The 13,222-nt window shown below is 39.9% G+C and carries 11 protein-coding genes; 9 read left to right on the plus strand and 2 right to left on the minus strand.

What is annotated here, in order from left to right:
• From ABIN91_RS14385 to ABIN91_RS14395, 3 genes are all read left to right on the plus strand, one after another.
• Positions 1-240, plus strand: a 240-nt coding sequence (locus ABIN91_RS14385; RefSeq protein WP_348051902.1) for a hypothetical protein, incomplete at its 5' end; no start/stop codon positions are given.
• 105 nt (positions 241-345) lie between these two features.
• The gene (locus ABIN91_RS14390; protein ID WP_348051904.1) at positions 346-969 is read left to right on the plus strand and encodes a hypothetical protein; all 624 of its coding nucleotides are present in this window, start codon (positions 346-348) and stop codon (positions 967-969) included.
• A 171-nt stretch (positions 970-1,140) separates the two neighbouring features.
• Positions 1,141-2,652 (plus strand): malate:quinone oxidoreductase, encoded by a 1,512-nt coding sequence (locus ABIN91_RS14395; RefSeq protein WP_348051905.1) that lies wholly within the window; start codon positions 1,141-1,143, stop codon positions 2,650-2,652.
• Positions 2,653-3,068: 416 nt separating this feature from the next.
• Here ABIN91_RS14395 and ABIN91_RS14400 read toward each other — a convergent pair whose 3' ends face one another.
• Together ABIN91_RS14400 and ABIN91_RS14405 are read right to left on the minus strand one after the other, a co-directional pair.
• Positions 3,069-3,242 (minus strand): hypothetical protein, encoded by a 174-nt coding sequence (locus ABIN91_RS14400; RefSeq protein WP_348051906.1) that lies wholly within the window; start codon positions 3,240-3,242, stop codon positions 3,069-3,071.
• 167 nt (positions 3,243-3,409) lie between these two features.
• Positions 3,410-3,580, minus strand: coding sequence for a hypothetical protein (locus ABIN91_RS14405; RefSeq protein ID WP_348051907.1), 171 nt, complete (start codon positions 3,578-3,580; stop codon positions 3,410-3,412).
• 309 nt (positions 3,581-3,889) lie between these two features.
• Between ABIN91_RS14405 and ABIN91_RS14410 the strand changes: the two genes are divergently transcribed.
• From ABIN91_RS14410 to ABIN91_RS14435, 6 genes are all read left to right on the plus strand, one after another.
• The gene (locus ABIN91_RS14410; protein ID WP_348051909.1) at positions 3,890-4,483 is read left to right on the plus strand and encodes a sigma-70 family RNA polymerase sigma factor; all 594 of its coding nucleotides are present in this window, start codon (positions 3,890-3,892) and stop codon (positions 4,481-4,483) included.
• Positions 4,484-4,547: 64 nt separating this feature from the next.
• The gene (locus ABIN91_RS14415; protein ID WP_348051911.1) at positions 4,548-5,747 is read left to right on the plus strand and encodes a FecR domain-containing protein; all 1,200 of its coding nucleotides are present in this window, start codon (positions 4,548-4,550) and stop codon (positions 5,745-5,747) included.
• Positions 5,748-5,936: 189 nt separating this feature from the next.
• Entirely contained in the window at positions 5,937-9,257 is a 3,321-nt protein-coding gene (locus ABIN91_RS14420; RefSeq protein ID WP_348051912.1) for a TonB-dependent receptor, read from the plus strand.
• A gap of 12 nt (positions 9,258-9,269) precedes the next feature.
• Entirely contained in the window at positions 9,270-10,820 is a 1,551-nt protein-coding gene (locus ABIN91_RS14425) for a RagB/SusD family nutrient uptake outer membrane protein (RefSeq protein ID WP_348051913.1), read from the plus strand.
• Between the two features lie 495 nt (positions 10,821-11,315).
• Positions 11,316-11,912, plus strand: coding sequence for an RNA polymerase sigma-70 factor (locus ABIN91_RS14430; RefSeq protein WP_348051915.1), 597 nt, complete (start codon positions 11,316-11,318; stop codon positions 11,910-11,912).
• 160 nt (positions 11,913-12,072) lie between these two features.
• Positions 12,073-13,080 carry a FecR family protein gene (locus ABIN91_RS14435; protein ID WP_348051917.1) on the plus strand — a complete coding sequence of 336 codons (1,008 nt, stop codon included), beginning with the start codon at positions 12,073-12,075 and terminating at the stop codon, positions 13,078-13,080.
• Positions 13,081-13,222 lie beyond the last annotated feature (142 nt).

A 13,222-nucleotide genomic window follows, 5' to 3' on the forward strand; every position in this document is an offset into this window, starting at 1 on the left:
GCTTTTGTTGAGGAGGCTCAGGAATCAAGAACCAAGAATCAGGAGGAAGAGGGTTTTGTGGTGAATGGTGATGGGGAGCTTGTTGCGGAGGCTGCTATAGAGGATGCAGTTATGCAGGTTGATGATGTCGATGTCTTGGAGGGTTCATCCGCTACAGCGGGAAAAATCCTTACTTTATCCCCCCCTGTTGATACAGTTTTTGCTGGAGTAGGGTATACCAGAGTTGGTCGGGATTTATAATCCCCGACCTAACATTAAGTGGATTTACAATATAGGAATTATAAACCCCATATCCCTTCTCAAACATCCGGCCTCGCCAAACGTTCTATAATCAAACCAAACGCCATGCCTACAGAAGACTCAAACATCCCCGCACAGCAAAAAGGTAACCAGCACGATACCGTTGAGCAAATCACGGTTAAAACCCGTGAACAGGCCATCGGGCTTTATTACGAGGCAAGGACGCGCTTGCTGGATGTATCCAATTGGAGCCAGATAGCGCACGGACCGTCTTCAGAATTTACCCTTACCGATAGTGAGGGCCATAAAATAACCAGACTGGCACAGCAGGGCGATAAATTAAAGATCGACCTTCCGGGACCGGGCTCATTAATAGGCGGCGGTAACGATTGGGTGCTGATAGAACAGATTCAGGATGAACTGGATTCACTTTTGGATACTGAGCTTACATCTATACGGGTTAGGCCAACCTATAACCCCGAGAGTGACGAAGCAACTATAGCGCATTTTTTTACTAATGATGCTACCAGTACATTTTTGATAAAACGCTTTGGTACCACGGTAAGCGCCGAAATACATGGCCGAAATGAAATACCCAATACCCATGGCAATTTTATTGATGTAATAAGGCATCTAAGTGTTGCTATGGGCGATTTGTTTGGCTTCTCAAAACCGCAATGGAAACATTTGACAAAGGGTTTGCTGGATAATGAGCTGAAGCAGAAATAGACAATTTTAACTGAATACCGGCATTGAAAACGGCAGGTTGTCGTATTTTTAAGATACTGTTAATTTAAGAGCACCATTTGGGTTGCCTATTGTCATAATTGCATCAATTAAACTTTATTTTTGAAATAAAGTTTAAAAAATAGGGCTATATTTGCATTCTTAATAAATGTTATGACTAAAAAGAATAAATCCGTTGAAAGCCCTGATGTAGTGTTGATTGGCGCCGGAATTATGAGCGCAACGCTTGGCGCAATGCTTAAACAATTGCAGCCCGATTTAACCATCGAAATATTTGAAAGACTGGACATTGTAGCCGGCGAAAGCTCGGATGCCTGGAATAACGCGGGCACCGGCCACTCTGCCCTTTGCGAATTGAACTACACGCCGCAGCGCGAAGATGGTTCGGTTGAAACAGCAAAAGCCGTTAAAATTGCCGAATCGTTCGAGGTATCAAAAGAATACTGGGCTTATTTGGTTGAGCAGGGTTTAGTTGAATCGCCAGAAAAGTTTATCCGCAGCATACCACACATGAGCTTTGTTTGGGGCGATAAAAACGTTGATTATTTAAAAAAGCGCCACGAAGCATTGGAGCAATTCCATTTGTTTAAAGGCATGCAATATACCGAGAACCACGCCGAAATAGCCGAATGGGTTCCCCTGATTATGGAGGGCCGCGATCCGAATGAAAAGGTTGCAGCTACCCGTATGGAGATAGGTACTGATGTTAATTTCGGTTCGTTAACCCGTAACCTGTTTAATTACTTAACAGCCCAGCCAGGCGTTAAAATGCACATGAACCACGAGGTTAGGGATTTGAAACAAGATGATAACCATAACTGGGATGTTACCGTTAGGGATATCAACACCAAAAAGAAACGTAAACTAAAAACCAAATTCATATTTATAGGTGCAGGCGGTGGCTCGTTGCTGCTGCTCGAGAAATCAGGCATCCCGGAAGGTAAAGGTTTTGGTGGTTTCCCGGTAAGCGGGCAATGGCTAAAATGTGTCAACCCGGAGGTGATTGAGCAACACCAGGCCAAAGTTTATGGCAAGGCAAGCGTAGGTGCGCCGCCAATGAGCGTTCCGCATTTGGATACCCGGATGATCAACGGAAAAAAAGCTTTGCTGTTTGGCCCGTACGCGGGTTTTTCAACCAAGTTTTTAAAGCACGGTTCGTTTATGGATCTGCCTTTATCTATCAAGGCAAATAACATTTTACCAATGATGAAGGCCGGATTGGATAACATTCCGTTAACTAAATATCTGATAGATCAGGTTCGCCAATCGCCAGAGGATAGGTTAGATGCCCTTAAAGAATACTGCCCAACAGCCAAAATGGAAGATTGGGAACTGGAAGTTGCAGGCCAGCGTGTACAGGTAATTAAAAAGGACCCTGAATTGGGTGGTATTTTAGAGTTTGGTACCGAGGTAGTAACCGCTGGCGATGGCAGCATTGCCTGTTTGTTAGGTGCATCACCAGGCGCGTCAACATCGGTATCTATTATGCTCGACTTATTGAAACGCTGCTTTGCCAGCAAACTATACACACACGAGTGGCAAGAGAAATTAAAGGAAATGATCCCGTCATACGGTCAGCCTTTATCCGAAAATAACCAGCTTGCCGAAGAAACCCGTGCCCGTACCAGCGATGTACTGCACCTGGTTACTTTACAGGAAGCATAATTTGATCCCGAAAGCCGGATATCCGATTCCGGATTTTAATATAAAGGGAAAGGGCTTTGCAAATGCAAAGCCCTTTCCCTTTATCCGCAACTGCTTATACTATTTAACAGTTTTTACCGGCTGTGCCACAATCCAGGCAGCTCCATCGGCAGGTAAACAAGCTGTAAAAAAAGCTATTGGCTGCTCTTTTTCATCAATATAAATAAAGGGGCTTTCGCGCCTTTTAAAAATTTCGGAGGTGCCATCATCATAAACAACAGTTTTAGTATAAACCGCTTGTGTTGATAGCGGAGTATAACTGATACCATCTTTTGAAAAGTACCTTACGCCATTTTTAACTGCACCGGTTACATCGCCGGCAAAATCGCTGCATATTACATTATACTGGTTATTTGCCCACCATATAGTAGGGTCTTCTACCCATTTTTATCTGGCAGCATATTTGAGCCAGCGTTTACCAAGATGTATTTACCATTAAAAGCTGGCGCGGTATAAGCCTGAGCTATACGGATGCCATTGATGTTTTTACGCCCGAAAACATACACGCTCCCGTCTTTTTTAATCAGCGGTGCAGGATTTGAAAAAGGCATAGCTACCGAATCGCAGCGCGTTCAGGGGCCATCAATATTATCGGCCCAGGCGTATCCAGTTGAGTTAGCGGTCGAAATATAATAAAGCACAAACTTGTTGCCTGCTTTTACAATTTTGGGGTTATGCGCCCTCACATTATCCCAATGCCCCTGGCGCTTTTGTAGTACTACTCTTTAAAACTGTAAGGGCCAAATATATTATTGGCTGTAGCGTGCACAACTTCAGAGTAAGTGCTCCAGCCATTCATGCCGTACTCTGCTGGCCAGCGGGATGCGAACATGTGGTAAGTGCTGCCAACTTTTATTACCGATGGGCACCATAAAAAATACCCATCCATTTTAAAGCCTGCGTTTTTTACAGCAGGTTGCAACACTTCGGTTAGTGATTATGCGTTTGCCAGTTTGTTACAGAAGGCGTTTTCCATCCGTTTCGGCTATCAGTTGAACAAATGCCTGCTACTTAGTGAAACCACGCTGAGGAGTTGTGTGCCAATATAGCATAAGACTTTGCAACTTTAGTGTTACATTAATTTTCTATATTCGTATACCAATTACATAATAATATAGCTACCTAATCATAATTCAATATCGCTTTTTAGTGCGTTAACGATAATGGGCAACCGTATCTATAGTTTTTTATTGAAAAAATGCCTGTAAATTTCGATGAAAATGATTTGATAAAACGTGTTTCTGGGGGTGACCGTGTTGCCTTTACAGAACTGTATACACGGTATCTTGATAACCTATACCGCTATGTTTATTTGATTTGTAAATCAAAAGAAGTTAGTGAAGAGATTGTACAAAATATTTTTGTCAAAATATGGATACAACGCGAAGGGTTAGAAAGTATCCATTCTTTCAAATCATATATCTACCGTTCAGCTAAAAATGCGCTTCTTGATCATCTTAAAAAAATCAAGGTAGAAGAAAAAGCATTGGCTATTGTTCAATATTCAACTGATGATAGTTATAACGATGCAGATAATCGGATCATCTATAAAGAATATTATCAATTAACTCAGAAAGCCATTAGTCTCCTCCCCGAAAAGAGAAAACAAATTGTAGAATTACGAACTCAGGATGATCTTAGTCTGGACGAAATATCTGCAAAACTATGTATCTCTAAATCTGTAGTTAAAAAGCAATTATATACGGGTATGGATTTTATCAGAAAGTATCTTTCTAAATACGCCGAACTTGCAAAACTCATTTTGATCACCCTTGTCTTGAATAAAATATAATCTGTAATTAAAATATTTTTATCACGAGGGGTTCTTTAGTCTTCTTCGATCGTCATACACAGATATGAACGAGAAAATGCTTAATGAATTCTTTAAAAAGTTTTCAGAAAACCGGCACACAGAATATGAGCATGAGCAATTTATCAATTGGCTAAAATCTGCATCAACCGATGAGGCGAATAAGGTAATTGAAAAATATAGTACTTTTTTTGAATCACTTGATGCGAATGAGCAGAAAGATCATTTAAGCTTGATCAATACCATAGAAACCAATCTGAATATATTGGATACTGAGGGGGATAATGAAAACAGACCCCATAAATTATGGATCAATGTTAAAAGAATAACAGCTATAGCGGCTATTCTTTTTTTGATAGCCGCATTCGGATTATACTTTTGGCCATCCCATACATCAAAGAATATTTCTCAAAATACTGTTAAAGCCAATCAAATAATTCCGGGCGGTAATAAAGCTGTCCTTACACTTGCAAATGGTTCTAAAATAATTCTTGATGATGCCAAAAACGGAATTTTAGCCAGCGAGGGAAATACCAATATCAATAAAGCAAAAGATGGCCAGTTGCTGTATCATCAATCTAAATCAAATAACGATCGCGACACGCTGGTTGCAAACAATATGATAACCACTCCGCGTGGCGGCCAATATCAGGTTATTTTGCCAGATGGTAGTAAAGTTTGGCTAAATGCAGCCTCGTCATTAAAATTTCCTACGCTTTTTAAAGGCAAGGAACGCCGTGTAGAATTAACTGGCGAAGCTTACTTTGAAGTAGCCAAAAACAAAGCTATGCCGTTTAGGGTTAGCGTAAACCACATGCAGGTTGAAGTTTTGGGTACGCATTTTAATATTATGGCCTATCCCGATGAAAACTATACTAACACCACTTTATTAGAAGGTTCTGTTAAGGTTAGCAGGGATAAAGAATCTAAAATAATTATACCGGGAGAACGGGCGTTGGTCAATAATAACTCAGGGATTGTTAAAGTAGGGCCAGCAAATATTGACGAGGCTGTTGCATGGCAAAAAGGCTATTACATATTTACAAGCGAAAATATTAAGAGTATCATGCGCAAAATAGCACGCTGGTATGATGTTGATGTTAGCTATACTGACAACTTTGACGATAAAGATTTTTCGGGAAAAATATCGCGCTTAAAGAATATTACAGAAGTGCTGAATATGCTTGAGTTAACCGGCGATGTTCATTTTAAAATTGAAGGAAGGAGGGTTAGCGTTATGCCATAATTATACAACAGGGTAACGATCTAAAAAAAAACCAGGAGCGCTTGCTACACTCCCGGTAAATGATAGGTTATTACAGAAAAATTGCGACAAACAACCAACTATATTTTTAACCTAACATTCAAATATATGAAATTATATGCTCCATTACGTAGCATGCCTAACACCTGCATTTCAAAAATTCAATTGGTAATGAAATTAACCCTTTTATTAATTGCAGCCTTTATATTGCAGGTACATGCCAATGGCTTTGGCCAAAATGTAAGTTTAAACGTGAGTAATACACCTTTAGAAAAGGTATTTAAAGAAATAAGCAAACAAACAGGCTATGGTTTTTTATACAGCGATAAGCAATTGCGGCAGGCGCCAATGGTTAACCTCACATTAAATAACGTTACATTAACAGAGGCCCTGGACAAAGTATTAGCAAATCAGCAAATTACTTATACAATTAATCAAAATACTATTATACTCAAAAAGGGTCCGGTTGCTGAAAAAGTTATTGTTACCATTGCTGGAAAAGTAATTGATGAGCAAGGACAGCCCTTGCCTGGTGTTAATGTTAAACTTAAAGGCGCTTCAACCGGTACCAGTACAGATGTTAACGGTAAATTCACTATTAATATACCCGATAAAAACAGCGCGTTAGAGTTTTCATTTATCGGCTATACCACAAAAACGGTTACATTAAATGGCCAGTCTACTATAAATGTGCAACTTGCCCCAGAACCTAAATCTTTAAATGAAGTTGTAGTTGTGGGATATGGTACGCAAAAGCGGGCAAATCTAACTGGGGCTGTAGCAACAGTATCTGGTGTGGAATTGAACAAAAGGGTGGCTACAAGCCCTACGCAGCTTTTACAGGGGCAATTGCCGGGTATGCAGGTTACACAAGCTTCGGGTGAAGCTGGGAATGAAGGAACCGCACTCAGAGTGAGAGGTTTAGGATCATATGGCGCAGCTAACGATCCATTGGTTATTATTGATGGAATACCAGGTAACTTAAATGCCCTTGATCCGCAAAATATTGCTTCGGTAACGCTATTAAAGGATGCCGCTTCGGCCGCTATATATGGTACTCGTGCCGCAAACGGTGTTATCCTGGTAACAACCAAACAGGGTGAAAATGGAAAATTCAAATTATCCTATGATTACAACATCGGCGTAACCAGCGCAACCAAGCTGCCTGATTTTGTTTACAACTCGGTACAATATATGCAGATGTATAACCAGGCGGCTACCAATTCGGGCTCTCCGCTCCAATTTACGCAAGCGCAGATAGATGCCTATGCAAATAGTACCGACAGGAATCAGTATCCCAATTATAACTGGCTGAACGAAGTTATCCAAACGGTTAATGTACAAACTCATCACCTGGGTTTAACCGGCGGTAGTAATGGTACTACTTATAATATTGGCTTAGGTTATGTAAACCAACCAGATATTATGATCGGTTTTTCCTACAAAAAGTATAACGTCCAGATAAACTTAAATTCAAAAGTAAACGAAAGGGTAACAATTGGAACAGGGATCACCTTCAATTACGGCCAGCGTATATATCCTCGCCAGGGCAGTCAGGATCAATTTCTATCCACTTTATCGCAATCGCCATTATACGGGCCTGTATTGCCTGATGGTAGTGGAAGATACAGTGCTTCGGCCTACACGTTTCAATCACCCAATAAAAACCCGGTTGCTATAGCTCAAAATGCACTGGCATCAAATAATGATGCTTACCTGCAAGGGAATGTTTTTGTGAATGTAAACATAGTTAAAGGTTTAGACTGGAAAACAAGTGGGGGATTAAACTATGATTCCCAAAAAACGTATGATTATAAACCGGTTGTCAATCTATATTATTGGTTTAATGGCGTTAATACACCTGCCGGGCCAAATGATGCCCCAGCCAGAACGTTAGATGTTGGTGGCCAGGGCCTAACTGTTACCGATGGGAATTATATTTACCCGGTTGCTTTTTCGCAGCTTACCTATAATAAAAAGATAAAAGATCATCAATTTACTTTACTGGCAGGTACGCAGGCCGAGTATAATAAAACTCAATCTTTATCAGCATCGAGGGTAATTTTTCCTAACAATTCTGTACAAGAAATTAATGCCGGTGGTGCCGGCGCGCAATCTAATACAGGTACAGCCAGCGAATGGTCTTTATATTCATTTTATGGCCGTTTTAATTATGATTACAAAGGCAAATATTTATTAGAAGCCAGCGCACGTGATGATGGTTCTTCTAAATTTGCGCCAGGTAATAAATGGGGCGTATTCCCATCCGCGTCAGTAGGCTGGAGAATTTCACGTGAATCATTTTTTGAAAAACTGCTGCCCGTTGTTTCTGATTTGAAGCTGCGTGCCTCATTGGGTAAACTTGGGAACCAGAATATTACCTCGTCTGGCTCACCTAATAATTATCCTTATCAGGTAGTATACCAAACGGGTAACCCATATCCTTTCTCGTCATCAACCTTGTCAGACGGGGCCAGGCAAAACACTTTGGCCAATCAGGATATTCAATGGGAAACTACGAACGTGTTTGATCTGGGAACAGATATTAGCCTGCTTAACGGCCGACTAAATCTAACCTTTGACTGGTATAAGAAAATGACCAGTGGAATTTTGCTTGCCCAGGTAATTCCTTCATACATTGGTTTAACGCCGCCGGTTGTAAACAGTGGCAAAATGCAAAATACGGGTTTTGAAATTTCGGCACAGTATACTGATCATATTGGCGATTTTAAATATAGTGTGATTGGTAATCTGCAGGCTAATAAAAACAAGCTTGTAACATTCGGTGCGCCCGTTATTGGTAGCACAACTATTATTCAGGAAGGGCTGCCATACGGAAGCTTTTATTTGTACCAGTATGAGGGTGTTTTCCAGTCGGCAGCGGAGATTGCCGCTTCTCCTACGCAACAATACAGCCCGATACCCGGAACACTCAAGTTTAAAGATGCAAATGCAGATGGCAAGGTTGATGCGAACGACCGGATAGTTGTACCGGGTGTTTTTCCTGACTTTGATTATTCCTTTAACACCAGTTTTGCCTATAAAGCTTTTGACCTTTCGGTGTTTCTTTATGGTTCGCATGGGCAAAAACAGTATGTTAACGGATGGGGTGAACAACCTTTTAACCAGGGATCGGTACCCACAACAGATTGGTTAAACGCCTGGACCCCAACTAACCCAAGCACTACACTGCCATTAATTTATTTAACCGGCACAGGCTTGGTTAGCAATAATATAAGTACGGTATCAACCTATTATTTAAAAGACGCATCCTTTTTAAGGATAAAAAATATACAATTTGGGTATAATGTACCAGCTAAATGGGCTAAACACATAGCTATGAGTAGTTTGAGGGTTTATTTTGCCGGAGAAAATCTTTTCACCTTCTCTCAATATCCGGGTCTTGATCCCGAAAGGATTGTATCTAATACCAGATACGTAACACACCCACAAAATAAGGTTTTCAATTTTGGAGTTCAAGCAGGCTTTTAAAAAATTAACATAATGAAAAACATACAGATATATATTATCGCGTTAGCAGGTTTAATAATGATTACTTCCTGCCAAAAGAATTTTCTGGATAGAAACCCATTAGACCAATTATCTCAAAGCACATTTTGGAAAACCCAAAATGATGCCGACCTGGCCCTGGCAGGGTGTTATAACTTTTTATGTAAAGGTTATAACGCCACAGGCGTAACCGCTGCCGGTGCAGGGTGGGGAGGCGGCTCTATGTTTTGGGAAACGATAGCTGATAATGGCTACACCATATCGAGTGGTAGTTCATTCGCTAATATTTCCACAGGTGTAATAGAATCTACCACCGGAGGTATGCAATCAGATGCCTATACTTATACCTATCAGGGCATAGCAGCATGCAATATATTTTTAGCCAATATTGGTAAAGTACCCTTAACTGCCCAGCTTAGAAATCAATACATAGGCGAGGTTAAATTTTTGAGGGCCTATCACTATTTTTTCCTTTCACAAATTTATGGCGACGTTGTTTTAACCTTAAGTCCATTAAGTGGTGATATGCAAAGTTCAACGTTTCCGCGTACAGCCAAAAGTATTGTAGTTGATTCTGTGTTGGCTGATCTAAATTTTGCGGCCAGCAACTTGCCAAATACCGCATACAGCGGGCATGTGGTGCGGGGCACGGCATTGGGTTACATAACAAAGGTGTTACTGGCTAATAATAAATGGCACGAAGCGGCAACAACCGCTAAAACTATCATGACCGAAAATCAGTTTAGCTTATATACTGGTGGCTACAATAATCTTTTTTTAAAACCGGGGCAAAATGGCAATCCCGAAATTATGTTCTCTGCACGTTATCTTCCACCTAATTTTTATAGCCCTGCCGATTGGTTGTACTCCTATTTAAATACGGTACAGGTTTTAAGTTACCTGGTTAATGATTATGAGTGTACAGACGGCTTGCCTATATCATCGTCACCTTTATATAATGCGGCTACACCTTATGCCAATCGTGATCCGCGTTTAAAGTTTACAGTGATTGTTCCGGGTGATTTAAGAGGAACAAGTGCGTCAACTGCATTTGATCCGGTAAAAGCTGCCGTGCCGAGCGGTTTCTTACCCAGAAAAGGTGTAGACCCTACCAGGTTCCCTACCACCTATGCCACACAATCCGATCAGGATTGGGTATTTTTAAGATATGCAGATATATTGCTGATGTATGCAGAAGCTCAGAACGAAGATGTAGGGCCTGATATTTCGGTATATAGCGCTATCAATTCAGTAAGAAGCAGGCCGGGCGTTAACATGCCTCCATTAATTGCGGGCCTTTCTCAAGCTGTTATGCGTACCAAAATTCAGCATGAAAGACGAATAGAATTCGCATTGGAAGGCCAACGCTATTTTGAGTTAAAGCGGTGGAAACTTGACCGAACCATTATACCAACCGTAAAAGATCCTAATAATGCTTTCAGAACATTTGCTTTAAGAGATACATTATGGCCAGTTCCGCAATCGGAAATTGATATTGCAAAAAGTTTTAATAATACGGGCTTTAAACAAACACCTGGTTATTAATTAAAATAAAATTGGCAAACTTTAAACTCCACTCTCTTCTTTGATTTTTGAGGAACTCGGTATCGGTTTAAGCCACTATAAACGCAGCCTCTTGTATGGGGGCTGCGTTTTTTTGCTGTGCGGGTAAAGTTCAAGTGAATCTCGGTCTCTTCAATTACCGTTACAAACACGCTAATATTACAATATAAATTTGGGAGCGGCTCATCTTTAAATCAGTCGCCAGGCATGGCAAAATCGCTTATTAATTAGCTAAAGGGTTAATAAATCCGAATTGATAAACTATGTACATTGTAACTTGTAACTTGTATTTTATTACAACTAATAAGCTATCTTTTCATTTGATGGTTGTAAAATGTTTGTTACTTTTTATTTTTTCCATTAACTTAGATAACTAGTTATAAGCCATTTTTACTATTTAACATACATCATTGTTTTTAATACACAATGTACAAGTGATGTTTACACTATTGATTTGACTATGATTGAGAATTAAGTATGCGGGATTTTGAGAAACTTTCCGATGAAGAACTTTCAGTATTACTTTCAAAAGAAGTTACTGCGGCTTTTCACGAAATATTTAATCGGTACTGGTCTCAATTGTATACAACTGCTTATAGGCGGGTTAGAAGCAGAGAAGCAGCCGAAGAAATTGTTCAAGATCTGTTTACAAGCTTATGGGTAAAAAGAAAAAATACCCGGATCCATACTTCTCTTGCAGCTTACCTGTTTACTTCGGTGCGATATCTCGTGTTAAACCATGTTGAGAAAGAGGCAGTTAGGAAAACTTATAAAGACTCGCTGCAAGTTGTGAAAACAGTTTATCAGAACCCAACTGAAGAAACCGTTTTGTTGAATGATCTGACCCGAAAAATTGAAGAGGAAATAGATCTTTTGCCTTTAAAGTGCCGTTCAGTTTTTGAACTTAGCCGAAAGGAATACAAAACCAATAAAGAAATTGCTGTTATGCTTGGAATATCCGAAAAAACAGTTGAAAACCATCTTACCAAAGCACTTACCAGGTTACGATTAAGTTTAAACGATGTAATAAGCTTAACTTTTATAATATGGTTTGCCAACCATGGTGGTAAATAATGTTCGCCTGAACAATTGAGTACTGATATAAATATTCTCCCGGAATATGTTAACTAAATCCTGTTAGTTATTTTTTTTTGATTTGAGTAGGGGAAGTAGGCAGGCTACCTGACTTTACTATTACGAGAATCAATATAAACCAGTTTCTTAAAAAAATTTAATGAAAAAAGATATTTCTCCGGACCTGATCCGAAAATATTTGAACGGGCAATGTACTCCCCAGGAAACAGTTGCTGTGGATGAATGGTACAATTCTTTCGACGGCGACCCCGATGCTGTTTCTATGCTCTCAGCAAAGCAGCAGGATGAATTAAAAGCAACCTTGATCAAAAAGATAAGCGCTAACGTGAAATTATTGGGGCAACCTGAGTTAACCCTACAAAGGGAAATTTTCCCGCTTAGAAAGATGATTTATTACATGTCGGGTATTGCTGCAATACTATTAATAGTACTTCTGTTTACTGTTTTCAATCAAAAAACCTCACATCAAAATATTGTATCAGATACAGCCGAACAGCTATCGGTTACAAACCTCTCCAAAAGTATTAAAAAGCAAATATTATCAGATGGGAGTACTGTTTGGCTTAGTCCTCAAAGTAATATCAAATATCCTAAACTGTTTACCGGGGCTCAAAGAGAAGTTCGTATGGTAGGCGAAGCCTTTTTTGAAGTTCATAAAGATCATAAACATCCATTTATTATTTATAGCGGCGGTTTAGTTACCCGGGTTTGGGGAACAAGCTTTAGGATAAGGGCGTATAAAAATATCCCGACAGAAGTATCTGTTGTTACAGGAAAAGTTTCAGTCCACATTCCTAAGCAAAATTCGGTTGGGGTTATGCTTTTCCCTAATCAAAAGGTAACTTATTTAAAGGATAAAGATGCTCTGAAGACAGATACCAGAGTAAAAGATGTTTCGATGCAGATATGGCAAAAAACCCGGCTTTCTTTTGATAACATCCCGTTAAATGAGGTAATGAAGATACTTAATCAAAAGTTTGACGTCAGCATAAGCACCGAAGATCAACATCTGAGCCATTTTGTACTGAATGCGGATTTTACAGATCTGAATTTGCCGGCTATCCTTGAGATGCTGGAAAAATCGCTGGAGATTACTTATCAATTTGATGATAAGGGAATCGTATTAAAAAGCAAAAACCAATTATAATAAACCAACCAATTACAAACCAACCCAATAAGCGTATGATGGAAAAATAGAAACAGAAGCCCGTTAGTGAAAAAAGATCAGAAGTGTCGTAACCACTCCTGACCTAAAAATTACCCGGTATGAACGCCTGAAAAATTCAGGT

Source organism: Mucilaginibacter sp. (assembly GCF_039921305.1).
In the GTDB taxonomy this organism is placed as follows: domain Bacteria; phylum Bacteroidota; class Bacteroidia; order Sphingobacteriales; family Sphingobacteriaceae; genus Mucilaginibacter.

Coding starts and splice junctions, on each gene's coding strand:
- ABIN91_RS14390 (WP_348051904.1), top strand. CDS start 346: ATGCCTACAGAAGACTCAAACATCCCCGCACAGCAAAAAGGTAACCAG.
- ABIN91_RS14395 (WP_348051905.1), top strand. CDS start 1,141: ATGACTAAAAAGAATAAATCCGTTGAAAGCCCTGATGTAGTGTTGATT.
- ABIN91_RS14400 (WP_348051906.1), bottom strand. CDS start 3,242: ATGCCTTTTTCAAATCCTGCACCGCTGATTAAAAAAGACGGGAGCGTG.
- ABIN91_RS14405 (WP_348051907.1), bottom strand. CDS start 3,580: ATGGATGGGTATTTTTTATGGTGCCCATCGGTAATAAAAGTTGGCAGC.
- ABIN91_RS14410 (WP_348051909.1), top strand. CDS start 3,890: ATGCCTGTAAATTTCGATGAAAATGATTTGATAAAACGTGTTTCTGGG.
- ABIN91_RS14415 (WP_348051911.1), top strand. CDS start 4,548: ATGAACGAGAAAATGCTTAATGAATTCTTTAAAAAGTTTTCAGAAAAC.
- ABIN91_RS14420 (WP_348051912.1), top strand. CDS start 5,937: ATGAAATTAACCCTTTTATTAATTGCAGCCTTTATATTGCAGGTACAT.
- ABIN91_RS14425 (WP_348051913.1), top strand. CDS start 9,270: ATGAAAAACATACAGATATATATTATCGCGTTAGCAGGTTTAATAATG.
- ABIN91_RS14430 (WP_348051915.1), top strand. CDS start 11,316: ATGCGGGATTTTGAGAAACTTTCCGATGAAGAACTTTCAGTATTACTT.
- ABIN91_RS14435 (WP_348051917.1), top strand. CDS start 12,073: ATGAAAAAAGATATTTCTCCGGACCTGATCCGAAAATATTTGAACGGG.